Here is a 26,488-nt window from a genome sequence, read left to right on the forward strand (position 1 = left end):
TCAAAGTGCATATTCCCCAATTTTTCCGCCATTAATCCTTTTTCAGGGACATTTTATGGATTAATGACCGCACGAAATATTCTTTGGATAGCGAAAACTGTATACCTTAATTTGTTCTAGGAGAGAAAAAGATATACTTTCTAACGCAAAAAAACAGCTTTTCCAAATAAAAGCTGTTCTGTATGATTTAATTTATTTTTAACATATAGCGATTAATAGGTCTCCCCACTCTGCCGTATTCAACTGATAATTTCAACTCGTTTTCCTGTTCTAAAAACTCTAAATACCTTCTTGCTGTAACACGCGCAATTCCTACCCCGTCCGCCACTTCTTCAGCAGAAATCGGATGATTTTGTTCGGAAAGATATTGTTGTATCCTCCTTAACGTAACCGCATTTAGCCCTTTTGGAAGCAAATCGGGTTTTTCTTCGAATTGTTGAAACAGCATAGAATCTAATTCAGACTGAGTAATATGTTCTTTTTGACTTATTTTAACTTGAAAAGAACGATACTGCTCAAGCGCTTGCTTCATTCGCTCAAAGTTGAACGGCTTCATAATATAATCCACCGCGCCGTATTGAAGAACTTTCCGTACCGTTTCAATATCACTTGCAGCCGTAACTGCTATCACGTCTGTTTTATAGCCATTTGCTCGAATTTGCTGTAAGGTGGTTAAGCCATCTTGACTAGGCATATACATATCAATGATTGTTAGATCAGGCTGATGCTGTTTAATGAGCTGTATACCTTCTAAACCATTCGAAGCTGCCGCGATAACGATGAACCCTTCAACTTGTTCAATAAATTGGCGGTTCACTTCCTGTACCATAGGATCGTCTTCTATGAGAAGCACCGTCCATTCTTTTTTATTCATTTCCCACTCCCCCTATAAAAAGAATGTAATGATAAAAGTGGTTCCAACATCTAATTCTGACTCTACTTCGATCTGACCGTTTCCTTTTTCAACAATTTGTTTTACTAAATGCAAACCAATTCCTCTATTTTCCTTTGCTTTAGTTGAAAAACCTTCATCAAAGATTCTCTCTATTTGATTCTTATTCATGCCGCATCCGTTATCTTCAACTAATATAGAAAGAATGCCGTCACTTTGTTCCATACTTATATAGATCTTCCGTTCACGACGCTCCATATGCTGATACGAATCAAAAGCATTCTCAATTAAGTTACCAATAATAATTACAAAATCATGATGATCTAAGTAAGGAGGAAATGAGTGAAGCTCGCTGTGGCGATCGATAGCTAACTCAATTCCAAGTTCTTTGGCACGGCTGACTTTGCTTAACAGCAATCCCGATATACTTTCATCTTTAATATGTTTATTAAGAAATTGGGTGAGCTCTTCTTGCTGTTCAGATACTTGAAAAACGTACTGAAGAGCCTTGTCTTTATTTCCAAGTTGGATAAGCCCTGCAATGGTATGAAGTTTATTCATGTATTCATGGTTTTGAACTCTAAGAGCGCTTACAAATGATTTAACCCCTGTTAACTCTTCAGCTAATTTTTTAACTTCTGTTCTGTCTTGAAAAATAGCGACCGCACCGACTGTGTGATTATTAACCTTAATCGGCACACGATTGCTTAAAATATTTAAATTGCGAACTTGAAGCTCTCGATTATAAACAGGCTGATTAAGCTGCAGAATTTCTGGCAGTCTTGTATCTGGAATCACATCATAGATCTTTTTCCCAATTACCTCATCAGGTACATCCATCATAATTTTCGCTTTATGATTAAAAATAGTGATGTTCTCCTCTTTATCAATGGCAATGACTCCTTCATGCATGGCATTAAAAGTCTCCGTTCGTTCTACAAACAAACGAGCAATTTCATGAGGCTCAAGCTCAAACATCTCTTTTTTAATACGAGATGCAAGCGCCCACGCTCCCCATCCTCCAAAAAAAAGAGCGAGACCTGAGATGAGAAAAATTTCTTTTTTCAAACTTAAAATAACCTCTGTAAATTTCGGAAGAAGGTAGCCTGAGACAACGACTCCTACTTGTTCATGCTGATCGTTTACAACGGGAACAAAAGAACGAATGACCATCCCGCCTTCTCCTTTTGCTTTATCAGTATAAGTATGTTCTGCAAACGCCTGGCCCTCGTCCTCTCCTTTGGAAATTTTCCCAATCATGCTTTGCAAAGGGTGAGACAAACGTTCGTGATTCATATTCATAACGACTACATAATAAGCACCGTGAATAATGCGAATCGGCTCTACAATTTGATTAATGTTCTTGCTATCTTTTTCAATTTTCTCTCGAATTTCAGGCATTTCAGCAACTGTTCTCGAAGTGATCAAAGCCCTTTGCTCTAAATCATTTTCTTTTGACTGCACAAAATTATTAATCACGACAATACTTGCTAAAAACAACGAAAAGACCACGATAAAAAAGATTAGCCCCGTCATTTTCGTTTGCATCGATAAGCGCATCATAGCGGAACACCTACTGCTGATTGAAGTTTATTTTAATTTTACCACGTTGAGAAATTGCGTGTTAGAATATTTGTAGAGAAAAATTATTGAATCGCGGGGTTGGACATTTTGAAGATGTTTATAGGGGCAAGTATCATTGTTAGCGTTTTCTTGATGATCTATGTTTTTTTGCAGTATACGGTTATAAATCAGGATAATGTGTATCATGACGATGAGCAAAAAGGATTAAATAAGCAAATTGTGATTAATTTTAGCCACGTTGTAGCTGAGAACACTCCAAAAGGCTTAGCCGCTCAAAAATTCGCTGAAATCGTTAATCAAAAATCGGATGGTAAAGTTAAAATTGAAGTATATTCAAACGGTGTATTGTATTCAGACGACGAAGAACTTGCCGCTCTGCGCCGAAACGATGTACAAATGATTGCGCCTTCTATTTCAAAGCTAACCGACCTTTCCCCTACGTGGCAACTTTTTGATCTCCCCTTCATTTTCGATGATTACAGCGAGGCAAAACAAGTGTTTACCGGGAAAATCGGACAGGATTTGTTGAGTACGCTGCAAGAGAAAAACATTAAAGGGCTTGCTTTATGGAGCAACGGCTTTAAACAAATGACCAGCAATACAAAACCTTTGCTCCATCCAGCAGATTTTCAAGGTCAAACATTTCGCATTATGCCAAGTGAAGTAATCAAAAAACAATTCGAACTTCTTGGCGCTAAGCCTCAGGCTGTCTCGTTTAATAAAGTATATCAATCCCTTGAACGACAGGAATTTGATGGACAGGAAAATACGATTTCTAATATTTATTCAAAACGTTTGTACGAGCTGCAAAAATATATGACCATCAGCAACCATGGATACTTGGGCTATGCTGTTTTAATGGATCAAAAATATTGGGACAGCCTCCCTGAAGATGTAAAACAACTATTAAGTGATGCCATGGTAGAAACAACGAACTGGATTTGGACTCAATCAAAAATGATGAACGATGAACAGCTGCAGCAAATAAAAAATAAATCTGGCATGCGCGTTTATTACTTAAATGATACACAGAAAGCCGAATGGAAAAAGCAGTTTAACTCTCTTTATCAATCGTTTGAAGCCAATGCAACAAAACAAACGCTTGATATCATTCAGCAAATAAAAAATATCGAAAGCAAAAAGTGATGACTATATGTTCATCACTTTTTTTGACCAAAATGACCAAAAAGAACATTATCACCAGAAATATAAATAGTTAAAATTATCAGTTAATATAAGGATAAGAATAATGTAAGCGTTAACAAAAAACATTCTCGAAAGGAGCATTACATATGAAATTAAGTTTTAAAAACCTAACTGTTCAAGTTGTCATTGGTATCCTTCTTGGTATTGCAATTGGCTTTATGTTTCCTGAATTTGGAGCTAAATTAAAAGTATTGGCTGATATCTTCATTAAATTAATTAAGATGGTGATTGCCCCAATTATTTTCTTAACAGTGGTCATCGGTATCGGAAGCATGGGAGATTTAAAGAAAGTGGGACGAATTGGAGGTAAAGCTCTTTTATACTTTGAGATTGTCACTACTTTTGCCTTAGCAATTGGAATTATCGTTGTAAACTTTATCAAGCCTGGGGCTGGCTTTAATATCAATGGCGCAAACGGAGCTGATGTTACTCAATATACGCAGCAAGCAGCTGAAGCGGAGCATGGCTTTATGGAGTTTATCATGGGAATTATTCCAGACAGCGTATTTGGCGCAATGGCAAATGGTGAATTATTGCCAATCTTATTCTTTGCCGTACTATTTGGAATGGCTACAGCTACACTCGGCGAAAAAGCGGCTCCTGTCATTACATTCTTTGAACGCTGTACAGATATTTTCTTTGGAATTGTTAATATGATTATGAAACTTTCACCTATTGCGGCGTTCGGAGCGATGGCTTATACGATCGGTAACTTTGGAATAGGCTCTCTTCAAAAACTCGGTTTCTTAATGGGATCTGTTTACATTACTATGTTCTTATTTATTGTATTTGTACTTGGAACCATTGCTAAGATTTATGGATTTAATATTTTTAAATTCATTGCTTTTATTAAAGAAGAAATTCTACTTGTATTAGGTACGTCTTCTTCGGAATCTGCACTGCCAAAAATGATGGACAAAATGGAGAAGTACGGATGTTCAAAATCTGTAGTAGGACTTGTCATTCCAACTGGTTACTCATTTAACCTAGATGGAACAGCAATCTACTTATCCATGGCTGCTATCTTTATCGCTCAAGCGTATGGAGTCGACCTGTCGTTAATGCAAGAGATTACGCTACTTGGTATTTTAATGCTAACGTCTAAAGGAGCGGCCGGAGTCACTGGCTCTGGATTTATTACACTAGCAGCTACGCTTGCTGCATTCCCAATGATTCCAGTTGAAGGAATCGCGCTGTTAATCGGGGTAGACCGCTTCATGTCGGAAGCTCGTGCCATTACAAACTTAATTGGAAATGGTGTAGCAACTGTAGTTGTATCGAAAATGGAAAATGAATTTCATCCTCCTGTAGAGACGATACAAGACGTTAATTCCGCACCTCCATTAGCTAAATAATAAAAAAGAAGTTGAGACATAGCCAAATGAATCCAATCTAAAGACGAATAAATGGGATACATGAGCTGAACCGCTTATGACACCGCAGTTGATTTCCGTACAAGACTTCGCTTTCCGCGGGCGGCCGATGAGCCTCCTCGTCGCGTACGCTCCTGCGGGGTCTCATCTGTTCCGCTTTTCCCGCAGGAGTCTTCGCCTTGTCCTCCAATCAACTGCTAGAAGGATCTAAACAAATGAAGCCTACGTTCACCACAACAAAAAAACGAACCACCAATCAAAATTGATTAGTGGTTCGTTTTTCATTTCATCTTAAATACTTTTGTCCCAGCCTCTTTTTTAGGATTAATGCGTTTCTTTTTTAGAACGTCCGCTAAGTTTCCCAACAACAACAACTAAAATAGCTAACAAAATAGGAACAATTGTATGCAAATGCGGATTTAACCCTTCTAATACATGTCCTACCGCTTTGTCTTTAAAGATCATTTCACCAGCAGTATAGCCAAGAAGCGCTGCTCCGGCAATGATGATAATCGGGAATTTTTCCATGATTTTCATTAAAAGCTGACTTCCCCAAATGATTAACGGAATGCTGATAACAAGACCAAGGATAATGAGTAGAATACTGCCGTTGGCCGCACCCGCAACCGCTACTACGTTATCTAAACTCATAACAAGATCCGCTATAATAATTGTTTTAATAGCACCTGCTAGAGTTGAATTCGCTTTAATATCTCCGTCATCTTCCCCTTTTAAAAGACTAATCGCAATCCATAGAAGCAGCAGGCCTCCGATGAAATTTAAAAATGGGATTGTTAATAAATATACAGCGACAAACGTTAGCCCTACACGTAATACAACCGCTCCTAATGTACCGAAAACAACCGCTTTGTTTCGATGCTCGTCCGGAAGATTCCGACAAGCTAAAGCAATCACGACTGCGTTATCGCCACTCAGTACAATGTTAATCAGTAAAATTTCTAAAAGATTTAAAATAAAACTCTGATCCATAAAAAAACTCCTTGATTGATTTTTATTAGTCTATTTCTCTATCTCTTATTTCATTACTAGAAATAGAGAACTAAAACTCTATCAATATAACGCGTTCTTACCCTTTAATGAAAAGAAGTAGTTATTTCACTAACAGTATTTTATCACTAAAAAGAAATTTGAAATAGGTATTTGTAAAGGAAAAGTCAGTTCATTACAATAAATCAAACCTTATTCTTTATCTTTCATCTGTTTTTCACCATCATTCTCTACTATTAGTAGCAGGAGAGCATTTATAAAAAATAGAGTAATTTTTATAAATAATACAAGCCTCCAATGCTTCTTCATTATTTTGTAGTTTTTCGTCAACTGCGATATAAGAAGGGAGAAAACAGGTATGATTTTAAAAGCATTAAAAACGAATAAATTACTAACTATTAACTATCAAAACAACGGTTTTGTTCAAACGGTCAAAGGTTATATTCAAAACTTAAACTTGCTCGAACAAACTCTTCTATTAAAAGATGAAAATCAGCATGTGCGATCACTGCGACTATCAAGTATTAAAAACATTTATTGATTGAAAAAAGATCCGAACGATGAATCGTTCGGATCTTTTTTCAATTAAATAAAATATTTTTGTCTTAGTCTCTTTTTATTTAACTCACTGTATAGCGTGCGATTACTTCTTTAATTGATTCATATACAATTTCAACCATTGTTTTTAATTCTTCGTCCGTCATTGAAAGAATAGGCATCATCGTAATTACAGGACCTATCTCTCTGATAATTAAACCTTTTTGGCGAGCCGCTAAAATAATATCTCCCATCACTTTTTTATCTTCAAAAATAGACTTTGTTTGGCGGTCTTTGACAACCTCGATTCCTGCCATTAATCCTCTTTGTCTAATGTCTCCCACGTTAGGCAGTTCATAAAGCTTTAATAGATAACGTTTAAAAACTTTCGACCTTTCTTTTACACTACGGATTAACTCTCTTTCTTCTATCAGTTCAATATTTCTAAGCGCTACTGTACAGGCCAATTGATTTCCCGTATACGTATGTCCATGAAAGAACGTTTTATTTTCATCTGGATGAGCTAAAAAAGCATTAAATATCTGTTCGCTTGTTAACGTAGCAGCAAGCGGCATATATCCTCCTGTGATCCCTTTTCCTACACACATAATGTCTGGTACTACGTCTTCTTGTTCACATGCAAACATCGTTCCTGTTCGCCCGAATCCGACAGCTACTTCATCACAAATGAGCAATACCCCGTACGCTTTGCACAGACGCTCTACTTGTTTTAAAAAACCGGGAGGATGAGTAATAATACCCGCTGCTCCTTGCACAAGCGGTTCAATAATCAAGCCGGCTACTTCTTCTCCGTTGTTCTGCAAGAGCTTCTCCAGCTGGTGAATACAGTAAGCTGAAGCTTGCTCTTCGGTTTCGAACCCGTCCATACGGTAGATGTAAGGAGAAGGTGTGGGAATGCGTTCAAACAGTAAAGGCTTAAAGATGCGATGAAATAAATCCATGCCTCCTACACTGACTGCCCCGATTGTATCTCCGTGATATGCCTCATTCAATGAGATAAATTTACTTTTGTTTTTGTACTTTGCAGAGTCGAGATTTTGCCAATATTGATAGGCAATTTTCAACGCAATTTCAACAGCGGCAGAGCCTGTATCAGAATAGAATACTTTCGATAAGCTGCCAGGAGTAATTTCAGCTAGCTTTTTAGCTAACAAAATGGATGGAACGTTTGCCGATCCAAGCAGCGTAGAATGCGCTAATTTCTCCACTTGTATATGTAAAGCTGTATTTAATTCCGGATCATTATGTCCATGCACGTTCACCCATAGAGAAGCGTATCCATCTAAATATTTGTTTCCCGCTACGTCATACAAATAGCTTCCCTCTCCTCTTTCAATGATAAGGGGATTCGATTCACGGTAAGCTTTCATTTGTGTAAAGGGATGCCATACATATTCTTTATCCCATTTTTCCAGCTCAGCTTTTTGATACGACACAGTCAAACACCTCCTGAATATGTTGAATCACACTTTTTTGCCTCACCAATTTCTCAATATATGCTTCTAACTCTTCATCGATATGAGTAAATACAGGTACAGTCATTAAAGAAGAGACTTGAAGCAGCTTTTCAATCGTTCGAACATTGTCTTTATGAATGATACTGCTGTGATTAAAACGATTAAAAATGAGTCCGTTGATTTTAAGATGATGCTCACTTGCATATGAAAAGGTAGAAAGCGCATTGTGAATAGCTCCTAATTCCGTTGTTCCAACAGCAATAACCGACATTTGTGCATCTAGGATCAAATCTTTTGTCATATAAAACGTTGTTTCCTCTTCAATTAAAGGTACGGCAAGTCCTCCCGCTCCTTCCACGAGTACTACGTCAAATGCCTTTTTTAATTCATTAATGCGCTTTAAGACGATTGAAGGCTCTACTTGCCTATTGCTCAGTTTAATAGCCAAGTGAGGAGACGTCTCTGGCTTTAACTGATAAATACCTGTATTTGTTACTCCGAGCCTTGTTTCAAACCAGTGAATATCTGGATAACCTCCGATTTCATCTTGGTAGCCGGTTTGAAACGGTTTGCAAATTGTCGTTTTTATTCCTAGACGGCTAAGTACTTTATACAAAATGCTTGTCACCAGCGTTTTACCAATATCTGTTCCAGTTCCCGTAATAAAATACGCTTTGCCCACTTTCTTTCCTCCTCTTTTTTCTATGTCTTCATTACCCCGCTTTAGCCCGCTTTGATGATAAACGGCTAAATTGAGGCTTCATTCGGTGAATCAGCACTGAACATAAAATGCACAATAAAAGATCTCCAGGCATTGGCAAAACAGCTCCAAAAAGAAGTGTATCACTCAGTGAAAGTGGCTTTTCAACTATCCATTTCATTGCTCCGTAAAGCCAGAAGCAGCCGACTGCATACACAATAGCTAACGTAGATAAGTTAGCTGAAAAGATAGAAAAAGGTTTCTTTAAGTCATATTTTTGAATAAGGTAGCCGTTCATAAATGACCCTGCAACATAGCCAATTAAATAGCCAAACGTTGGTTTGAAGATATACCCTAAACCTCCTCCTTCTGCAAAAACCGGAACACCGATTAACCCAATACCTATGTAGCATAGCTGACTATACAAACCTAAACGCGGTCCTAGCAGCGCCCCGGCTAAATAGACAGGAACAATTTGAAGAGTAAACGGTATGTAGGGAATAGGAATTTTTATAAATGCACCAATCGCCGTTAAAGCAGCAAATAAAGAAACATACGCCATTGTTCTCGTTTTCATGTTCACCCTCCTTTCTCTGTTCGCTGCTTTAAGTTTGCAATAATCTCTTTTTATTTGTCAACTTAATTTTAATTTAAGTTTACAAATAAAATATAAAAAAAGACGCAAAAACCTGGGCTTTTGCGTCTTTTTGATTTTTATAAAATTACCTTTTTGTCGTCTTTAAGCTGCACTTCTTGACGGCTGATAGATAAATCAACTTTCTTTTTTACACGTGCATGATAATAAGCATAAAACAGCAGCGCTAGTGGAATACCGACATACAGTGCCATTCGCTGCTCTGCATCAAATGCCATGCTTCCAAGTACAATCGTATTTAATACTAATGCGATTAAAGGTAATACCGGGTAAAGAGGGACTTTGAATTTTAAATCCTCGATTTGCCCTCCTTGATTTATATATCTTTTTCTAAATGCAAGCAGTGATGCAGCGATTGTAATCCAGCCAATTTGTGCACCTAAACCCGCTGCAGAAATAAGCCATACAAATACTGTTTCTTGAGCAAAGAATCCTGAAAGCAAAGATAAAAGTGCAATGCCTAATGTTAAAAGCAAGGCGTTCATCGGCACACCGCGTTTATTTACTTTCATGAAAGCTGAACTTGCCATGTTATCTTTTGACAATGAATACAGCATACGCGTTGCTGCATAAAGACCTGAGTTAGCTACAGATAACAGTGCCGTTAGGATAACAAAGTTCATAATGTCCGCTGCGTATGGGATACCAATTTGGTCAAATACAACAACAAATGGACTTTCAACTACGCCTGCTTTTTCAAGCGGAATCATCCCCGCTAAGACAGCTACAGCTAGTACAAAAAATACAAGCGTTCTCCATACCGTTTGTTTAATTGCTCTTGGTACAGTCTTGTCTGGGTTTTCACTTTCCCCAGCCGCTACACCAATAAGCTCCGTACCTTGGAACGAGAAGTTAACGGTAATCATCGTAATCAGCACGGCACTAATTCCGTGAGGAAACACACCGTGAGACGTATAGTTAGAGAAAAACGGCGCGCTGTCTCCATTGCTTAATGGAAGAAAACCAAACATAGCAGCTCCACCAAGTACGATAAATAAAATAATAGCTAACACTTTAATGCTGGCGAACCAAAACTCCGCTTCACCAAACGCTTTAGCTGACAGTGCATTTAATGAAAATAATAAAAGCGCAAATATAGCACACCAGATCCATACAGGAGAATCAGGAAACCATCTTTGCATAAGCTGACCTGCTGACAAAAATTCTAATGCAACCGTTACAGCCCAGCCCAACCAATATAACCATCCAAAAGCAAAACCAACGCCAGGGCCAATAAATTTTGTTGTATATGTCTGAAACGAACCAGAAACTGGCATTGCTACTGCAAGTTCCCCTAAGCAAAGCATTGTTAAGTACATAATGAAGCCACCTACGATAAACGAAAGGATAGCTCCAATCGCCCCTGCTTGGCTAATCGTGTATCCTGTTCCTAAAAAGAAACCTGTACCGATAACCCCGCCGAGCGAAATCATAAACAAATGTCTGCTTTTCATCGTCTTTTTTAATTCATTTGTTTGCTGTTGTCCTTCTATCATATTAACGACATTTCCTTTCAACCTATTTATTACGAGATATTACCTAGAAAAAAATTAATAAACCTTTGTTTTCTATGCATATTTACTTACATATTTATGCGGTGTTCTCAATTTAAATGAAACAGCCTTTTGTAATCTTAACATAATGCTCACTAGATTTAAAATGTTTTTCTGCAAAAGTAAAATGAATTTTTCTTGAATAGTGTGATTTCCTTTTACTGTTGATATTCATAAGCGTTTTTCTTCAAATGAATAGATGATACAACAAGAAAAAAGCTGTGCTTTCGAAGACGAAAGCACAGCTTTTTCACTTTTTACCAAACAAACAATCCAACAATCATAGCACTTAATAAAGAAACAGCGATACCGCTCACAAGCAGTTTCCATACGTTTTTTCCAATAATCGTTGATTTACCTTCTGATAACGTAGAATTATACGTACCATAAATCATACCCACAGTACTGAAGTTAGCAAAAGATGTTAAGAATGTTGTAGCAACTGCAATCGTATGCGGTGGAAGTGTATCTAGATTTTTCTTCAAATCCATCATCGCCACGAATTCATTTGTTGCTAGCTTGATACCCATCAGCTGAGCTACGTACATGGCATCATGTCCCGTTAGCCCTAGTAAGAATGCAAATGGACTAAAGATGTAAGAGAAAATCTTTTGTACAGTCAAGCCGTCTACAATAACGCCTAAAATACCGTTAAGCGCAGATGTAAGAGCTACATATCCAATAACCATCGCTAAAATAACAATGACCATGTTCATTCCGACTAACATACTGTTTGAAATGGTAGAGAAAAAGTCTTTTTTCTCTGACTTTGGCGGTACGTAAATCATATCTTCTTCTTTTGTAACATGAACTGGATTCAATAAGCTCACTAAAATAAGCGCGTTTAAACAGTTCAGTGGAATTGCTGTAAACACGTACGTAGCGGGAACCATCGTTAAATAAGCACCGATAATAGATCCGCTAATACTGCTCATACTCATAATTCCAAACGTAAGCAAACGGTTGTCCTTTAACACAGAAAGCTGATTACGAATAACTGCTAATGCTTCCGTATTTCCTAAGAACATCATTTGGATAGCGAAAAAGCTTTCTAATTTAGGCAAGCGAGAAACTTTCGAAATGACCCAGCCTACTTTATCAATAATCCACGTTAAAATACCAAAGTAAGATAAAATATCAAAGAACGTCACGACAAAGATGATAGGCAGTAATGCACTGAAGAAAAAGTCAACCGTTTGATTTCCCATTACGGATGGAAACGCAAAGGCAATTCCATCGTTGGCACAGGAAATCAGCCAAGTAAAGAACGAAGCAATCTTATTAATGATCCATGTTCCTATTGAAGTTCCTAACATAAACCAAGTAATGAGGACTTCAACGACTAATAGTGAAGCAATCGGACGCCACTTTATTTCTTTCTTTTTAGGAGAACATAAGAAGACGACGCCCATTACTACAAAAACGCCTAATAAATTTAATAAAAAGTACATGAAAGCCACTCCCAGGTGTGTATTTGAAAAACAAAAAAAGCTCTTACTTTTCATAAATTCTGACAATAACAGAAAGTATGAAAAGTAAGAGCTTTGAAAGAAGACTGTATTCATGAGAATACGCCCTTCTTTTTGCTGCTTATATCCAAACTTTCTTGTAGTCTAGTTTTTTACGGTTACTAGGTAGAGACTATCAGACCATATTACTGATAATATACAAGATCGTAATCTTAGCTGTATTCAATTGATATGAACAAATTCTACCCTTTATTTTTTCAATAATCAACACTTTAAAGGTTTTTCGGAATAATAAAATTGGTATGAAAATTCTATTTATTTATTACTTCTTTTGAACTACTCATCGGAAAATCACACAAAAAAAGTGAATTTAATCATTCTTTTAACTCAATTATTTTCCTGTTTTTGAAATAAAGAAATTAATTCTTTGATGAGTATGTTTAAATCTCTACTTCGCTTTTCATTTAACTCCTCACAAAAAACATTTCATTTTTACGACTTGAGACGTAGAAAAAAATAATCCTGCTGTTCGTTGAAATTAACCGGTTTTCATTTTACACTTTATGGTAGAAGAAAACAAATTTAATTATAGGTAGAAAGCGGGTTATAACGTGAAAAAAATATTGGCTTTTATTTTAGTGATAGGTGGTACGGCAGTCCTCTTTTCTACTGCGTTTGCGCCTTCCTCCTGGTCGTTAAGTTCATTCAAGACGTCCAAGTCTGAAGCGGCATTATCAAGTGATATTCAGCGTATTCAAATCGACTCTCCAAGCATTAGTACAACGGTCGTTCCGCAAGATCGTCAAGATATTAAAACAAAAGTAGAAGGTAAAGGAAAAGTAGATGTAAAGCAAAATGGAGACACCCTAGTTGTCGCGTATCAAAAAAGTCCCTTTCAATGGCTTTCTATTTTTTCAAACACAAAAGTAACAATCTACATTCCTAAAGATTATCACCATAACCTTGCGCTTAACGTAGGTTCGGGGGACCTTCAAATTGCTACACATCCTGAACAAGCGCTTCAGCTGAAAGATGTGTCGATTAAAGTAGGTTCTGGAAATGCAAGCATTTCAAACTTGATGAGCACCTCTCTTCGTACGGATGTTAATTCTGGAGATTTACAGCTGAGTAATGTCGAGACCCAAACGGCTAAATTTGCTGTCGGCTCTGGGGAAATTAAAGGAACAAACTATCAAGGAAAACTTCAGGCGCGCATTGGATCTGGTGATCTCTATATGGATTTTAAAAAGCTAGAAGAGGCCGTTTCTGTAGATGTAGGATCCGGAGATGCCGTGCTGGTTCTTCCGAAAAGCGCTGGTTTTAAAGTGAATGGAAAAGTAAGCAGCGGTGGTGACATTAACAACAATTTTAAGTTAAACAATGCAACGATAACAGAGAATGTATTAAAAGGAAAATACAGAAATGGAAAATATTCGGTCGATATAGCTGTTTCAAGCGGAGAATTAACCTTGGAATCAAAATAAAGAGGCTAGGACAAAAGTATTTTAACCCAATTGCAAGACGAACCATTAGTCAAACATGTTGATTAATGGTTCGTCTTTAGATTCGGTTCATTTAATCATGTCTCAACCTCTTTATTTATGGTCTCACTGCAATATACCATGCTACTCCTACGATTGATCCTATGAATACAACTCCGTAAATAATAGATAAATTCACTATACTTTTCTTTTTAGATTTCCCGTAATCTTCATCTACTTTCTTTGCAGCACTGATCGTACCTGTAAGGGCAGCAACGCCGATAATAATGACAAGAAGCAATGCTAATTTCATTCTTCTCTCCTCCATATTTCGGTGATTGAATAAGACTAAATACCAAGATGTTATTTATTTCATTTTAAGCAGCACAATTTAATCAGAATATGAAAGCGCTATATCTTCTCTTTCTATCATAAAGCTAAATTATGTAAAATCAACCATCCAATCGTTCATTATTTTCCTCCACCACTTTACATACATAAAAAATTCCCGAGCTTCACTGCTCAGGAATCTTTATCTAATAGACATGACATTTTAAGGTTTTAAAATGACTTTAATGCAGTTATCTTGATGATCATTAAAGATTTTGTAGGCATTAGCTGCGTCTTCTAAAGCGACTTTATGAGTAATAATTTCTTTTGGATCGAATTCTCCTTTTACAATTTGATCATATAATTTTGGCATAATCGGAATGACAGGAGCTTGCCCCATTTTGAGAGTTACATTTCGAGCAAAAAATGCTCCTAACGGAAAACTGTTATAGTTGCTTCCGTATACCCCGGTGATTTGGACGGTTCCACATTTACGAACGGCTTTTGTCGCAATTTGAATAGGTCCGAGCGTTCCGCCTTGAAGCTTTAATTTTTGTTCAATGTATTCAAGGGGCGACTTTTTGCCATCCATACCTACACAGTCAATCACCACATCAGCTCCGCCTTTTGTGATTTCTTTTAAATGCTCTCCCATATCTGGGTATTCTGTAAAATCAAAGGTTTCTACGGCATTCATTTTCTTTGCATGCTGTATTCGGTATGGAACATGATCTACTGCGATAACCCGTTTGGCACCTTTCATCCAAGCAAACTTTTGAGCCATTAACCCTACTGGCCCGCAGCCGAGTACGATAACGGTATCTCCTTTTTTAACATCCGCATGCTCTACACTCCAATAAGCAGTTGGAAGCACATCTGATAAAAAAAGAAGCGATTCATCTTCTAATTCGCACGATTCTGGAATCACAAACGGTGTGAAATTCCCAAACGGCACTTTTAAATATTCAGCTTGACCTCCTGGATGATTTCCAAATTTTTCTGTATATCCAAAATAGCCCCCAGAATCATAATGTGGATTAGAATTGTCACATTGGCTCGTTAAATCATCCTTACAGTAGGCACACTGTCCGCACGCTACGTTAAACGGAATAATAACGCGATCTCCTTTTTTTACTCTTGTAACATCCTGCCCTACTTCTTCCACAATTCCCATTGGTTCATGACCAATAATATAACCGTGAGGCAATGGCATGCTTCCTTGATATAAATGCAGATCAGAACCACAAATAGCCGTTGACGTTATTTTAATGACAATGTCATCTTTCTTCTCTAACTTCGCATCTTCTACTTCTGCTACTTTCACCTGATTAGGCCCTTGATACGTTACCGCTTTCATTTTAACCCTCCAGTTTTAAAACCTTGATGCTACTTAAATTTATCTAAAGGCATGTATTCTATCCGGATAAATCAAGGAAAAATAAAAAAGCAGCGCTTACGCATCTGCTTTAATGATTATTAAAACTGAAAGACATGTTTTCCTACCAGTACATCTGCCATCTTTACAAAGCGCTTGATTTCTAATACGTCATGAACACGAACTATTTGAACGCCTTGTGCAATCCCAGCATATACAGTAGCTGCGGTTCCTTCCATTCTTTCCGTAGGAGGAGCATCGACTATTTGTCCAATAAATCCTTTACGAGAAGTAGCAAGAAGCACCGGATAGCCCATATTCGTCAGCTGGTCTAAATGCTGAATTGCTTCTACATTATGGGCAGCCGTTTTTCCAAAGCCAACGCCTGGATCTAAAATAATTTGATCGTCGCGAACTCCTGCAGCTTTTGCAATGGAGATGCTTTCTTTTAAATCACTTATCATATCTGTAATCAGATTTGTATAGTTAGGCTCATGACGGTTATGCATTAAAATAATGGGCACATTATAATCAGCTGCCACTTGAGCCATTTTAGGATCAGCTTTTGCGCCCCATATATCGTTAATAATATGTGCTCCTGCTTCTAGCGCATGCTTGGCCACTTCCGATTTGTATGTATCTACGGAAATCGGCACCTCTACGCGCTTAGCCACTTCAGAAATAACGGGCACAATCCGTTTAATCTCTTCTTCATCGCTAATTCTTGTATAACCAGGACGAGTTGATTCTCCTCCGATATCAATGATATCTGCTCCTTGCTTTACCATTTCCTCAGCATGAGCAACTGCTTTATCTACATCGTAGTATTTTCCGCCGTCTGAAAATGAATCCGGGTTTACGTTTAAAATCCCCATAATAAGCGTACGATCCGCATAATTCAGCTCATACTTTCCGCATTTAATGACGGATTGAGACGTTAAAGTTGACACTATCCTCAGCCCCTTCGTAATTTGCAAATTAATATATATTTATAAATATCATGTATTTTGAGAATGTCATACCGTTCGTAATTATATCAAAAGTCACCAGTCCTATGTGATTTTTCTTGGAGTTTCTTTCTTCTATAGTGTGAGATAAACATTAAAAGTGAATACACAGATAACATTAAAAATCTCTATCGGGCTTGTCTTCAGGGTCTTTTTTCCTCTTCTCACATCTTTTGTGAGTCTTTTTATTCAAAAAGAAAGGATTCACATTAAAAGCGTTTAATTTATAGCAATAGTTGGGAATTTATAATTAAGTAACTTCCATTTTTTATGGAATTCATTTTAAGGAGGATGACTATGAATCAACAACCGTTACAAGTCAAATTAATTCCTTATACAATTGAGTCGATTATCGACTCAACAAACGAAACGCCTAAAGGAGTAAGCTTAATTCAAGCACCTGCTATTTGGGAACAAAGCAATCAAGGAGAAGGCATTGTAATTGCAGTTATCGACACTGGTGTTGACACAAATCATCCTGACTTAAAAGATTGTATTATCGGAGGAAGAAACTTCACTTCGGATTATGACGGAGATTCTTCTGTATTTGAAGATAATAATGGGCACGGCACTCACGTGTCTGGTACCATTGCTGCTGCGCTCAATAATGAAGGGGTAGTAGGGGTGGCACCCAAAGCAAAAATCTTAAGCTTAAAAGTACTTACCGGTGAAGGATCGGGAAATTACGAATGGATTATTGACGCTATTAACTACGCCGTCGAATGGCGAGGTCCTAACAATGAGCGAGCACGAGTTATTTCCATGTCACTCGGGGGACCACAAGACGTTCCAGAACTGCACGAAGCTGTTCAAAATGCTGTGAATAAAGATGTTTCTGTCGTTGTTGCGGCTGGAAATGAAGGTGATGATCGCGAAGAAACTTTTGAATATTCATATCCAGGAAGTTACAACGAAGTCATTCAAGTAGGAGCAGTGGACAACAGCTTAAGCTTGGCTCCTTTTACCAACGTCAATGAAGAAGTGGATTTAGTGGCACCGGGAGTTAACATCATCTCTACTTTTTTAGAAGGTAAATATGCGACTCTTTCAGGAACTTCAATGGCAACTCCTCACGTGGCAGGAGCTTTAGCACTATTGATTAACTTATGTGAGAAGGAATTTGGCCGTTCTCTAATCGAAGCCGAAATCTATGCTCAACTTGTAAGAAGGACGCTCCCTCTTGGATATCGGAAAAGCTCTGAAGGAAACGGATTTCTCATGCTCGATTTGGTAGAGAAAATACATGATATTATTAACGTAGCCCGTATCAACCCTAGTAAGTAATAAATAAGAAAAACGAGAAATCTTCTTGGTTCTCGTTAAATTGAAATAAAGACATGCGAACGCATGTCTTTATTCATATCTTAATGCTTCGATTGGATCTAGCTTCGCCGCTTTGTTTGCAGGAAGCATGCCGAATACAATGCCAATCGTCATGGAAAACAACACTCCTCCAAGTACTACTTGCCACGAAATTAATGACGGCCAGCCGGCAAATAACGAAACAAGAGCTGCCCCGCCTGCGCCGAGGCCAATGCCAAGCAAACCACCAATAAGCGTGAGCGTAATGGATTCAATCAAAAACTGAGTTAAAATTTGTCTTTTAGATGCTCCCAGTGCTTTACGAATACCAATTTCTCTTGTACGTTCCGTTACAGAAACCAGCATAATGTTCATAACGCCAATCCCGCCAACAAGCAGGGAAATGCCTGCAATCGATCCAATAATCGTTGTCATAATTCGCGTTACATTTCCAATGCTATCTGCTATTTCTTCTAAGTTCTGCACTTGGTAAGCATCTTCAGCATCATGCAAATTATTTAACAAATCCGTTGCGTCATTGCCTACTTTTTTCAGTTGATCAGAGCTTTTTGCTTGAACGCTAAGGTTCGTGTAGTCGAGCTTACCGAAGCTTGATTTGTACGTATTATCTGGAATGTAAATAGTCGGTATTTCATATGCTAAAAAGCCTTTTGGTTTTTTTGTCACACCAATAATTTTGATAGGCTGTCCTTGAACCCATACTACTTGTCCAAGGGCTTCTTTTTTATCAAACAGCTCTTTTTTCATATCGCTCGTAATAACACCTACTCGATTACCTGACAAAAAATCAGCGCTGTCCAACATTCTTCCTTTTGAAACCTCCAGCTGATTAACCTCAATATACCCTTCATTAATTGCGTTAACAGTTGTATCGGATTCTTTGTCTCTATATCTTATTCCCATTCCCATTGAGCTAGAAGCCACCACATTTTTCACGCCGGGAATAGTCGAAAGAGCTTTAATATCACCCTCTGTAAAGATCGGCTCCCCCGTCATGGAAAGGTCATCAGCTTGCATCTCGTCTTCAGGAGGCTCGTAGTAGACATCAACTGTATTGCTTGCTCCTGTTATTTCCGACTTAATCATCTGTTCGCCGCCTTGACCAATGGCTACAACGATAATAACAGCCGCTACGCCAATGATAATACCAAGCATCGTCAAAACAGAGCGCATTTTATGAGCAAGAACCGAAGAGAGAGCCATGCGAATATTTTCTATTAAACTCATAAGCTATCGTTCTCCTTATCGCTATGACTTAGCACTTTACCGTCACGAACGATAACTGTACGCGATGTGTATTCTGCCACTTCAGGTTCATGAGTAATGACTACAACCGTTGTGCCGTCTGCATTAAGTTTAGAAAATTGCTCCATAATATCAGCACTTGTTTTTGTATCCAGAGCTCCTGTAGGTTCATCCGCTAAAATAAGCGTGGGATTATTCACAATAGAACGAGCAATAGCAACGCGCTGCTTTTGCCCTCCTGATAGCTCGCTCGGTAAATGTTTCATCCGCTCACTCAGTCCTACTTTTGCAAGCGCAGCTTCTGCTCTGGCTCTTCTTTCCTTCCGCGTTACGCCGGCGTATACCATTGGAAGCTCTACGTTTTCTACCGCTGTTAAACGCGGCAACAGCTGAAATTGTTGAAAAACAAAACCGATATGAATATTTCTTACTTTTGCCAGCTGCTCATCACTATAAGTGGAGATTTCTTGTTCATTTAATAAATAGGATCCTGAAGACGCGCGGTCTAAACACCCGATAATGTTCATTAGCGTTGATTTACCAGAGCCAGAAGGTCCCATAATCGCAACAAATTCACCGTCATAAATCTTCAGATTAATATCTTTTAAAATTGGCACTTCCTCTTTGCCAAGATGATAACTTTTATGAATATTTACAAGTTCAATCATTGAACAGTCACTTCCGCACCGTCAGTTAAGTCCTTTGAAGGATTTGTAATAACTTTGTCTTTAGAAGATACGCCGCTTTTAATTTCAATAAATTTATTTGTTGTTTCTCCAATCTTTACTTCCTTACGAACCGCCTTTTTATCTTTCACTACGTACACATATTTTTCTCCGTCTTCATTTACAACTGCTTTTATCGGCAGTGATGAAGCTTTTTTACTGCTTGTTTCAATCTCAAGCAGCAGCTTAAATCCCGGCTTAATCATCGTGATATCTTGGTCATCTACTTTTACTTCAACCGGATATTGATTAGCCGCATCATTGCCGGCTTCTGCTGATGCCTGCTGCTGAGGTAGATAGTCAATTTGTTTTACGCTACCTGCCCATTCTTTATCAGGCAAAACATCTGATGTAATTTTGACAGCTTGACCGGTTTTAATTTTTAACGCATCGTACTCAGACAGCACACCAGTAGCCAAGTATTCATCGGTATTACCAATATGTATAAGCGGTTTTTGAACGTCACTTGTGTTATTAACCGCTTCTTTATCTACTTCTAACACCGTCCCACTAATATCACTCGCTACGTCTAAATTACGTTCTTTTTTAGCAATTGATTTGGCTTCTAGTTTGTTTCGTTCTAAATCAATTTTAGCGGTCTCTAAATCGAGATTGAGCTGCGTACGCTCTGTGTCAATTTGATCTCTCGCTTCCTGCTTACTCATTTCTTTTTCCAATTCTTTTTGTTTTTTATTTAAATTAGAAAGCTGTTTGCTTATGGAGTCAATTTGCAGTTGACTGGATTTTTTTTCTAATTTGTTTTGTTCTTGCTCTAAATCAAGCGCATCGCTTTCGTACGTTACAAGAGAGGTTCCCTGCTGTACACGGGAGCCTTCTGTTACGTGAAATCGTTCAACCTCGCCTTTTTCAGCATCAAAATAGACATATTGCTCATCAGCAAGCTTTAACGTACCCGGAACCATAACTGTATTTCTTAACTTTTTTTCCTTTAGATTGGCTACGTGAACATTGACTGCTTTTCCACTTACACTTTGTGCACGATATACGTTAATCCCAATAACCGCAACAATAACAACTGCTACAGCTGTAATAAGTATTCCTTTTTTCATTTACAACCCTGCTCCTTTAAGCGCTTCTGAAGCAGCTCCTCCAACTCCTGAAATAGCCGCTCCTAAGATGAATAAAATAATCACTGTAATAATAGAAGCAGCCTTTGATACATTCGCCACTTTTTGTAGTCCTACTGCTGTCAGAATAAGTCCCCAGATAGAAAAGATTTCAATGGAGTTAAATACTCCTCCCATAGCACCTTTAGCATCAACCATTCCATTTAACGAAGTCACATTCGCTGAAGTATGTGCTAGTGCAGCGACTCCCGTATTAATTAGCTGACCGATTACTGTGATGAACGTAACAAACAAATTCAAACTAAACATTTGGCGGTAAGTTGTTTTTCCAGTTCCTAACTTTGCAATTAAAAACAGAATCAAACTTGTGAATGCCAGTGTAGCAACTACTGCAATAACTCCGCCAATCGCTCCGCCAATCATACTAAATGTTGAATTCACTTCAATACCAGCTTCTTTTTGCTGTTGCAGCGCCTCTTGTGCCTGAGGGGTATAGACGGCTAGAATCGTTGTTGCAGCTGTTAAGATGAGGATAAGTAAAAGAGGTCCCCAGATGACCGGATTGCTTTTCATTTTCTCAAACTGTACAACCGGACTCGTAATAAAACCAAAAATAGAAGGCTTTCCTTTCTCTTGGACTTCGGAAGATACGTTAACTTCTGTACTCATAATCAAACTCCTTTTATTTTGTTTTGTTAGTAGATCTTAAGACCCACCTTTTACTATTTTTTAAAGTCTTATAGCAAAATTGGCTCTCTAAGAAACTCTCAAACACCTAATATTCTAACATAATTATACAAATTAATTTACATTTTTCTTACATTTAATATTTTTTATGGTATTTTTAACAATTAAAGAGATGTCTTAATGCTAAATTACATTATTAATCTTTTTTATATTTTCTAAATATTCTAATTATCATTTGACATCATTCAATAGAATTCGTATATTATGATTAAAGTTTATTATTCCTATGTTTTTTATAAGTTTTATATCCAAGGAGGAGTTTCAATGTCTGCTAAGAAACCATTTCGTCCTGAAACACAAGCGATCCATTCTGGTCAACAGCTTGACCCAGCTACTTTTTCACGTGCCGTACCTATTTATCAAACAAGCTCATTTGGATTTAAAGATACGGAGCATGCTGCGTCTTTATTTAATTTAAGTGAACAAGGCTATATCTACACTCGAATTGTAAACCCTACTACGGACGTTTTTGAACAGCGAATTGCTGAGTTAGAAGGCGGCATTGGTGCTCTAGGAGTAGCTTCAGGTCAGTCGGCTACTACCTTTTCCGTTTTGAATATCGCTTCCGCAGGAGATGAAATTGTATCAGCAAGCAGTTTATATGGGGGAACATATAACCTCTTTTCGTCTACCCTTCCTAAACTGGGCATTACCGTCAAATTTGTAAACGCCGATAATCCAGAAAATTTTAGAAGTGCAATCACTTCCAAAACAAAGGCAATTTATGCTGAATCCGTTGGAAATCCACAGGGAAATGTGCTAGACATCGAGGCAGTTGCAGACATTGCCCATGAACATGGAATTCCTCTTATTATTGATAATACTGTTCCAAGCCCTTACCTTCTTCGCCCCATCGATTTTGGAGCAGATATTGTCGTTCATTCTGCTACTAAGTTTCTTGGAGGGCATGGAACAGCAATTGGCGGTGTTATCGTAGACAGTGGAAAATTTAATTGGGAAGCGAGCGGAAAATTTCCAGACTTAACAACTCCAGATCCAAGTTATCATGGCCTCGTATACACAGAAGCTGCCGGTGAAGCTGCTTATATTACGAAAGCGCGCGTTCAGCTTTTACGAGATATTGGAGCTGCTTTATCACCTTTTAATTCCTTTTTACTCCTTCAAGGGGTAGAAACACTCCATTTGCGATTAGAGCGTCACAGCGAAAATGCATTAAAGGTAGCGAAATTTTTAGAGCAGCATGAATTAGTAGAATGGGTAAATTATGCGGGGCTTCCTTCCCACCCTTCCTATTCTTTGGCACAAAAATATTTGCCTAAAGGACAAGGAGCCATTTTAACTTTTGGTGTAAGGGGAGGAAAAAATGCTGCGGCTAAGTTAATTGATTCGGTTCAGTTATTTTCTCATTTAGCCAATATCGGCGACTCTAAATCACTTATTATTCACCCGGCAAGCACCACTCATCAACAGCTATCTGAAGACGAACAAAAAGCTTCGGGTGTGACGCCAGAACTCATTCGTCTATCGGTTGGAACAGAAGCAATCGACGACCTTCTTGAAGATTTAGATTATGCCTTAAAAGCCAGCCAAAAAGTGAATACAACTGTTTAAAAGCTGTGATTTTTCACAGCTTTTTTTATATCACCCAATAACTTTTTATACTTTCGCTTATGCTACAATAAACAAAACGAATGAAAAAGGAGTTACTATGAACAAGTTCAATTCAATACCTGCCATTACATTTACAGACGTTCATAAAACATTTAAGGATAAAGAACATAGTGTTTTAAAAGGCATATCGGGTACAGTGATGCAAGGCTCGCTCGTCATGCTGGTAGGACCATCAGGATCCGGAAAAAGCACCCTTCTTTCCATGTGCAATTTACTTTCTGCACCTGATGAAGGAAGTATTGAAGTATATGGAAAAGACATTAGCAAATGGAATATTTCTGATTTGCGAAAAAAAGTGGGCATCGCTTTTCAATCAGCTCCTGTTATTGATGGAACAGTGCGAGATAATATGATGCTTGTACAAAAACTGCACGGCAAACAGGATATTATGCCTGAAGAACTCTGTGCCTTAATCGGTCTTTCCCCTGACTTGTTAGAGCAGGATGCAAGAGATTTATCCGGTGGTCAAAGACAAAGGTTATCATTAGCCCGCACGCTGTCGAACGGATCTGACCTTTTACTTTTAGACGAAATCACTTCCGCTTTGGATGCCACTTCTGCTCATGAAATTGAACAGCTTATTTCTCATTTACATAAAGAACAGAATAAAACGATTATTTGGGTTACCCATAACTTAGATCAAGCCAAACGTTTAGGAGAGGAAGTCTGGCTTTTAATGAACGGAGTGATTGTAGAAAAAGCGAAGACGGAGACTTTCTTTCATGCTCCTGTAAAAGTTGAAACAAAACAATTTATTGAAGGAGCATTTCTATGAGTTCACTTTCACTGATTTTTACCATCGTTTTTGTTTTTATTGCTCTTTTTTTATCAAAATCTTTTCGTATAGGACTCGAAAAAGATATTATCATTGCCAGTATTCGCGCAGCCGTTCAGCTGTTAGTGATCGGATATGTTTTATCTTTTATTTTTGACGCAAATCACCCTGCTTTTATGATTCTCATTTTATTCGTTATGCTGACGGTCGCTTCCCAAAATGTTGTAAAGAAAAAAAAGCAGGGATTTAAAGCTTTCTTTCGTGTATTCTTCACTCTTTTTATTGTAGAAATCCTGACCCAAAGCGTTATGCTGGGCCTACATATTATCCCTGCTACTCCGCGATATGTCATTCCTGTCAGCGGTATGATTATTGGAAATTCGATGATTTTGGCCAATTTATTTTTAAATCGGTTAGACGCTGAAGTAAATAGAAGGCGAGACGAAATTCAATTGATTCTGGCGCTTGGCGGAACTCCTAAACAAGCTATTCATAGTATTTTAAATGCCGCAATCAAAGCTAGCATGATTCCTACTGTAGAAAGCCAAAAAACAATTGGACTCGTTCAGCTTCCCGGCATGATGACAGGCCAGATTATTGGAGGGGCAGATCCGATACAAGCAGTCAAATTCCAGCTGCTCATCGTTTTTACTATCCTAGCGTCTGCTACGCTTTCCTGCGTCATCTTAAGCCGCTTAACATATCCTACCCTTTTTAATAGCTATCAGCAGCTTATCCGTGAACATACATAAAAAAGAAGAAAGGAGACTCCTTTCTTCTTTTTTATTGAGCAGCTTTTTTTAATCTTGTTCCTACGTCACTTCCAAAGGTCACTCCTAAATCACCGAGCCATCTTCTATAGGCAATACTCAGTCGGTCTGGATTCAAATGAAGCTCTGCTTGTAAGTCAAGCGGCAGCTCTTCGGGTTTTTGACTTTCTACAATGCTTGTATCTTGTTCAATAATAAGCTGCTGAAAATCACGGAAATATTGATCAGGTGCATCAAACGAATAGTTTCTAGAAACCAATGCAAACACAGTCGACTTTCTTTCCTCTTCAGGTAAAACCGCAAACAGCATCGAAAAGATTTCACCCGTTTCATAGTTCACTTTTTTCAACCTTGCAACGGCAGGACGAAGAATTTCAAAATTATAATAAATAGTCGCAAAGTTACCCGTACCATCTGCATCTGCGTACACAGCGATTTCGTCAGAAATGTATCGGTTATCTTTCCAATGTACCTTATAATCAGGAATTTCGGCGTAATCCGAGTGTCCAAGGCTTCCTTCGTGAACAAAAGCCAAATGGCTTACATCTAGAAAGTTTTCTACGACACGAGGAGCTGCTGCCTGCAGAGTATGAGGGTTGGCGCAAACCGTTTTAAATCCGGAGTTAAGGTATTCGTCATACTGAGGAAGAGGAATATCACTTGCCTCGCTGTTCATCTTCACCCATATAATCCCATACTTTTCAATGCAATCATATACCTGTGCTTTTGCTTTTGAAGGAATCGCTCTTCCCGGCGGCTGTTGAGGAATTTTCACACAAGTCCCGGCACCATCGTATTTCCATCCGTGATAAGGGCACACAATGCAATCATCTACTACTTTCCCAAGAGATAACGCTGCACCGCGATGGATGCACAAATCTTTAAATGCTTTAATGGCATTAGTTGTGCGAAACAGCGCAACTCGCTCTTCTAAAATCGTTACTTGCAAGGGCTGATCTGTTAAATCATGTGAATAAGCTGCAGGCAGCCATTCCTTAGCCAATACTAAATCTTTAATCATCTGCATCGCCTCCGTACGATAAGTGAATTTATTTCTTGTTTATAAAAAAAACCGCAGAAATAGAAGGAGTTCTTCTAATTCCGCAGCTTTTTCGTTCCGTAAAACAGACTATAAGCACGCGAAGATTCTACATAATTGCAGATAGAGCGACCTTAGCACTTCATCTACAATAACAATACGTATTCATCGCTATTTTTTTAATCTCAATACCTAACCCTTGCATATTGAATAAAAAGCGGCCAGCCGCTAAAAGCTTTTCTGTCCACTGATTTCTCTTATTTTTACTTTATCAATTTCCCACTGAAAAATCTCTTGCTTTGTAAGCATCTCTCACATAATTTTTTCGGTTAAACGAATAAAAGCTGTGGTTTTTAGGGACTGACCCCCTAGAGTGAGACAAATAAAAAACACCTTTACGTTAAAAAACGGGTATGTAGTACCTAACAATAACTTGGAGGTGTTTTTTCTATGGGGACAAGAGTCAGTTATCCGGTAGAAATAAAATTAAAAGCGA

Annotated in this window: 25 protein-coding genes and 1 riboswitch; of the genes, 8 read left to right on the forward strand and 17 right to left on the reverse strand. The window is 38.1% G+C overall.

Features of this window, described 5'->3' with window-relative positions; genetic code table 11:
• Positions 1-187: 187 nt before the first annotated feature.
• Both ACH0CI_RS15145 and ACH0CI_RS15150 read right to left on the reverse strand, forming a co-directional pair.
• The gene (locus ACH0CI_RS15145) at positions 188-874 is read right to left on the reverse strand and encodes a response regulator (RefSeq protein ID WP_335708173.1); all 687 of its coding nucleotides are present in this window, start codon (positions 872-874) and stop codon (positions 188-190) included.
• A 12-nt stretch (positions 875-886) separates the two neighbouring features.
• Positions 887-2,455, reverse strand: a complete 1,569-nt coding sequence (locus ACH0CI_RS15150) for an ATP-binding protein (RefSeq protein ID WP_335708172.1) — start codon at positions 2,453-2,455, stop codon at positions 887-889.
• Positions 2,456-2,563: 108 nt separating this feature from the next.
• On the opposite strand from ACH0CI_RS15150, the gene ACH0CI_RS15155 reads away from it, so the two are divergent.
• On the forward strand, positions 2,564-3,622 hold the full coding sequence (locus ACH0CI_RS15155) for a DctP family TRAP transporter solute-binding subunit (RefSeq protein ID WP_033578117.1): 1,059 nt from the start codon (positions 2,564-2,566) through the stop codon (positions 3,620-3,622).
• Between the two features lie 146 nt (positions 3,623-3,768).
• Positions 3,769-5,037, forward strand: a complete 1,269-nt coding sequence (locus tag ACH0CI_RS15160) for a dicarboxylate/amino acid:cation symporter (RefSeq protein WP_050689285.1) — start codon at positions 3,769-3,771, stop codon at positions 5,035-5,037.
• Positions 5,038-5,111: 74 nt separating this feature from the next.
• Here ACH0CI_RS15160 and ACH0CI_RS15165 read toward each other — a convergent pair whose 3' ends face one another.
• Both ACH0CI_RS15165 and ACH0CI_RS15170 read right to left on the reverse strand, forming a co-directional pair.
• The gene (locus ACH0CI_RS15165; RefSeq protein ID WP_165802478.1) at positions 5,112-5,249 is read right to left on the reverse strand and encodes a hypothetical protein; all 138 of its coding nucleotides are present in this window, start codon (positions 5,247-5,249) and stop codon (positions 5,112-5,114) included.
• A gap of 130 nt (positions 5,250-5,379) precedes the next feature.
• Positions 5,380-6,045 (reverse strand): TerC family protein, encoded by a 666-nt coding sequence (locus ACH0CI_RS15170; RefSeq protein WP_028412106.1) that lies wholly within the window; start codon positions 6,043-6,045, stop codon positions 5,380-5,382.
• Positions 6,046-6,421: 376 nt separating this feature from the next.
• On the opposite strand from ACH0CI_RS15170, the gene ACH0CI_RS15175 reads away from it, so the two are divergent.
• Positions 6,422-6,604, forward strand: a complete 183-nt coding sequence (locus tag ACH0CI_RS15175) for a YolD-like family protein (RefSeq protein WP_013081858.1) — start codon at positions 6,422-6,424, stop codon at positions 6,602-6,604.
• 79 nt (positions 6,605-6,683) lie between these two features.
• On the opposite strand, the gene bioA is transcribed toward ACH0CI_RS15175, so the two are convergent.
• The 5 genes from bioA to ACH0CI_RS15200 all read right to left on the reverse strand — a co-directional run bounded on the left by bioA (position 6,684) and on the right by ACH0CI_RS15200 (position 12,437).
• The gene (bioA, locus tag ACH0CI_RS15180; RefSeq protein WP_406901752.1) at positions 6,684-8,057 is read right to left on the reverse strand and encodes an adenosylmethionine--8-amino-7-oxononanoate transaminase; all 1,374 of its coding nucleotides are present in this window, start codon (positions 8,055-8,057) and stop codon (positions 6,684-6,686) included.
• Positions 8,038-8,760, reverse strand: a complete 723-nt coding sequence (bioD, locus tag ACH0CI_RS15185; protein WP_406901753.1) for a dethiobiotin synthase — start codon at positions 8,758-8,760, stop codon at positions 8,038-8,040. The genes bioA and bioD overlap by 20 nt, the downstream gene beginning before the upstream one ends.
• 31 nt (positions 8,761-8,791) lie before the next feature.
• On the reverse strand, positions 8,792-9,355 hold the full coding sequence (locus ACH0CI_RS15190) for a biotin transporter BioY (RefSeq protein ID WP_406901754.1): 564 nt from the start codon (positions 9,353-9,355) through the stop codon (positions 8,792-8,794).
• Between the two features lie 137 nt (positions 9,356-9,492).
• Positions 9,493-10,929, reverse strand: coding sequence for an amino acid permease (locus ACH0CI_RS15195; protein WP_335708207.1), 1,437 nt, complete (start codon positions 10,927-10,929; stop codon positions 9,493-9,495).
• Between the two features lie 314 nt (positions 10,930-11,243).
• Positions 11,244-12,437 (reverse strand): NupC/NupG family nucleoside CNT transporter, encoded by a 1,194-nt coding sequence (locus tag ACH0CI_RS15200; protein WP_028412102.1) that lies wholly within the window; start codon positions 12,435-12,437, stop codon positions 11,244-11,246.
• A 138-nt stretch (positions 12,438-12,575) separates the two neighbouring features.
• A riboswitch (purine riboswitch) is annotated at positions 12,576-12,677 on the reverse strand.
• A gap of 389 nt (positions 12,678-13,066) precedes the next feature.
• Between ACH0CI_RS15200 and liaG the strand changes: the two genes are divergently transcribed.
• Positions 13,067-13,939, forward strand: a complete 873-nt coding sequence (gene liaG, locus ACH0CI_RS15205) for a LiaG family protein (protein WP_406901756.1) — start codon at positions 13,067-13,069, stop codon at positions 13,937-13,939.
• Between the two features lie 115 nt (positions 13,940-14,054).
• Here the strand turns inward: liaG and ACH0CI_RS15210 are convergent, their stop codons facing one another.
• The 3 genes from ACH0CI_RS15210 to folP form a co-directional block, all read right to left on the reverse strand.
• On the reverse strand, positions 14,055-14,249 hold the full coding sequence (locus ACH0CI_RS15210; protein WP_335708375.1) for a hypothetical protein: 195 nt from the start codon (positions 14,247-14,249) through the stop codon (positions 14,055-14,057).
• A gap of 240 nt (positions 14,250-14,489) precedes the next feature.
• A complete protein-coding gene (locus ACH0CI_RS15215; RefSeq protein WP_406901758.1) occupies positions 14,490-15,623 on the reverse strand; it encodes a zinc-dependent alcohol dehydrogenase in 1,134 nt (377 codons plus the stop codon).
• Between the two features lie 119 nt (positions 15,624-15,742).
• On the reverse strand, positions 15,743-16,591 hold the full coding sequence (gene folP, locus ACH0CI_RS15220; protein ID WP_080754380.1) for a dihydropteroate synthase: 849 nt from the start codon (positions 16,589-16,591) through the stop codon (positions 15,743-15,745).
• A gap of 354 nt (positions 16,592-16,945) precedes the next feature.
• Between folP and ACH0CI_RS15225 the strand changes: the two genes are divergently transcribed.
• Positions 16,946-17,932 (forward strand): S8 family peptidase, encoded by a 987-nt coding sequence (locus ACH0CI_RS15225; RefSeq protein ID WP_335708373.1) that lies wholly within the window; start codon positions 16,946-16,948, stop codon positions 17,930-17,932.
• 69 nt (positions 17,933-18,001) lie between these two features.
• Here the strand turns inward: ACH0CI_RS15225 and ACH0CI_RS15230 are convergent, their stop codons facing one another.
• Genes ACH0CI_RS15230 through yknW form a run of 4 tightly spaced genes read right to left on the reverse strand, consistent with a single transcriptional unit; the run spans position 18,002 to position 21,698 of the window.
• Positions 18,002-19,198 (reverse strand): ABC transporter permease, encoded by a 1,197-nt coding sequence (locus ACH0CI_RS15230; RefSeq protein WP_406901759.1) that lies wholly within the window; start codon positions 19,196-19,198, stop codon positions 18,002-18,004.
• The gene (locus tag ACH0CI_RS15235; protein ID WP_034269508.1) at positions 19,195-19,884 is read right to left on the reverse strand and encodes an ABC transporter ATP-binding protein; all 690 of its coding nucleotides are present in this window, start codon (positions 19,882-19,884) and stop codon (positions 19,195-19,197) included. The genes ACH0CI_RS15230 and ACH0CI_RS15235 overlap by 4 nt, the downstream gene beginning before the upstream one ends.
• Positions 19,881-21,011 carry an efflux RND transporter periplasmic adaptor subunit gene (locus ACH0CI_RS15240; RefSeq protein WP_406901760.1) on the reverse strand — a complete coding sequence of 377 codons (1,131 nt, stop codon included), beginning with the start codon at positions 21,009-21,011 and terminating at the stop codon, positions 19,881-19,883. The genes ACH0CI_RS15235 and ACH0CI_RS15240 overlap by 4 nt, the downstream gene beginning before the upstream one ends.
• A complete protein-coding gene (yknW, locus tag ACH0CI_RS15245) occupies positions 21,012-21,698 on the reverse strand; it encodes a YknW family membrane protein (RefSeq protein ID WP_047751610.1) in 687 nt (228 codons plus the stop codon).
• Between the two features lie 342 nt (positions 21,699-22,040).
• Here yknW and ACH0CI_RS15250 point away from each other — a divergent pair, with 342 nt between their 5' ends.
• The 3 genes from ACH0CI_RS15250 to ACH0CI_RS15260 all read left to right on the forward strand — a co-directional run bounded on the left by ACH0CI_RS15250 (position 22,041) and on the right by ACH0CI_RS15260 (position 24,935).
• A complete protein-coding gene (locus ACH0CI_RS15250) occupies positions 22,041-23,348 on the forward strand; it encodes a homocysteine synthase (RefSeq protein ID WP_406901761.1) in 1,308 nt (435 codons plus the stop codon).
• Positions 23,349-23,445: 97 nt separating this feature from the next.
• Positions 23,446-24,183 carry an ABC transporter ATP-binding protein gene (locus ACH0CI_RS15255; RefSeq protein ID WP_335708253.1) on the forward strand — a complete coding sequence of 246 codons (738 nt, stop codon included), beginning with the start codon at positions 23,446-23,448 and terminating at the stop codon, positions 24,181-24,183.
• Positions 24,180-24,935 carry an ABC transporter permease gene (locus ACH0CI_RS15260; protein WP_335708254.1) on the forward strand — a complete coding sequence of 252 codons (756 nt, stop codon included), beginning with the start codon at positions 24,180-24,182 and terminating at the stop codon, positions 24,933-24,935. The genes ACH0CI_RS15255 and ACH0CI_RS15260 overlap by 4 nt, the downstream gene beginning before the upstream one ends.
• Before the next feature lie 31 nt (positions 24,936-24,966).
• Here ACH0CI_RS15260 and ACH0CI_RS15265 read toward each other — a convergent pair whose 3' ends face one another.
• Entirely contained in the window at positions 24,967-25,974 is a 1,008-nt protein-coding gene (locus tag ACH0CI_RS15265; protein WP_406901762.1) for an aromatic ring-hydroxylating dioxygenase subunit alpha, read from the reverse strand.
• Positions 25,975-26,488 lie beyond the last annotated feature (514 nt).

Origin of the sequence: Priestia sp. 179-F W1.4 NHS, from assembly GCF_045369295.1 — a bacterium.
Lineage (GTDB): Bacteria > Bacillota > Bacilli > Bacillales > Bacillaceae_H > Priestia > Priestia zanthoxyli.

Bases quoted from the DNA above. Each gene is read 5' to 3' on its own strand.
- ACH0CI_RS15230 (WP_406901759.1), bottom strand. From the start codon at position 19,198: ATGAGTTTAATAGAAAATATTCGCATGGCTCTCTCTTCGGTTCTTGCT.
- ACH0CI_RS15195 (WP_335708207.1), bottom strand. From the start codon at position 10,929: ATGATAGAAGGACAACAGCAAACAAATGAATTAAAAAAGACGATGAAA.
- ACH0CI_RS15260 (WP_335708254.1), top strand. From the start codon at position 24,180: ATGAGTTCACTTTCACTGATTTTTACCATCGTTTTTGTTTTTATTGCT.
- ACH0CI_RS15145 (WP_335708173.1), bottom strand. From the start codon at position 874: ATGAATAAAAAAGAATGGACGGTGCTTCTCATAGAAGACGATCCTATG.
- ACH0CI_RS15190 (WP_406901754.1), bottom strand. From the start codon at position 9,355: ATGAAAACGAGAACAATGGCGTATGTTTCTTTATTTGCTGCTTTAACG.
- ACH0CI_RS15250 (WP_406901761.1), top strand. From the start codon at position 22,041: ATGTCTGCTAAGAAACCATTTCGTCCTGAAACACAAGCGATCCATTCT.
- ACH0CI_RS15240 (WP_406901760.1), bottom strand. From the start codon at position 21,011: ATGAAAAAAGGAATACTTATTACAGCTGTAGCAGTTGTTATTGTTGCG.
- ACH0CI_RS15170 (WP_028412106.1), bottom strand. From the start codon at position 6,045: ATGGATCAGAGTTTTATTTTAAATCTTTTAGAAATTTTACTGATTAAC.
- yknW (WP_047751610.1), bottom strand. From the start codon at position 21,698: ATGAGTACAGAAGTTAACGTATCTTCCGAAGTCCAAGAGAAAGGAAAG.
- ACH0CI_RS15210 (WP_335708375.1), bottom strand. From the start codon at position 14,249: ATGAAATTAGCATTGCTTCTTGTCATTATTATCGGCGTTGCTGCCCTT.
- ACH0CI_RS15215 (WP_406901758.1), bottom strand. From the start codon at position 15,623: ATGAAAGCGGTAACGTATCAAGGGCCTAATCAGGTGAAAGTAGCAGAA.
- ACH0CI_RS15225 (WP_335708373.1), top strand. From the start codon at position 16,946: ATGAATCAACAACCGTTACAAGTCAAATTAATTCCTTATACAATTGAG.
- ACH0CI_RS15255 (WP_335708253.1), top strand. From the start codon at position 23,446: ATGAACAAGTTCAATTCAATACCTGCCATTACATTTACAGACGTTCAT.
- ACH0CI_RS15160 (WP_050689285.1), top strand. From the start codon at position 3,769: ATGAAATTAAGTTTTAAAAACCTAACTGTTCAAGTTGTCATTGGTATC.
- ACH0CI_RS15200 (WP_028412102.1), bottom strand. From the start codon at position 12,437: ATGTACTTTTTATTAAATTTATTAGGCGTTTTTGTAGTAATGGGCGTC.
- ACH0CI_RS15265 (WP_406901762.1), bottom strand. From the start codon at position 25,974: ATGATTAAAGATTTAGTATTGGCTAAGGAATGGCTGCCTGCAGCTTAT.
- ACH0CI_RS15150 (WP_335708172.1), bottom strand. From the start codon at position 2,455: ATGATGCGCTTATCGATGCAAACGAAAATGACGGGGCTAATCTTTTTT.
- ACH0CI_RS15175 (WP_013081858.1), top strand. From the start codon at position 6,422: ATGATTTTAAAAGCATTAAAAACGAATAAATTACTAACTATTAACTAT.
- ACH0CI_RS15235 (WP_034269508.1), bottom strand. From the start codon at position 19,884: ATGATTGAACTTGTAAATATTCATAAAAGTTATCATCTTGGCAAAGAG.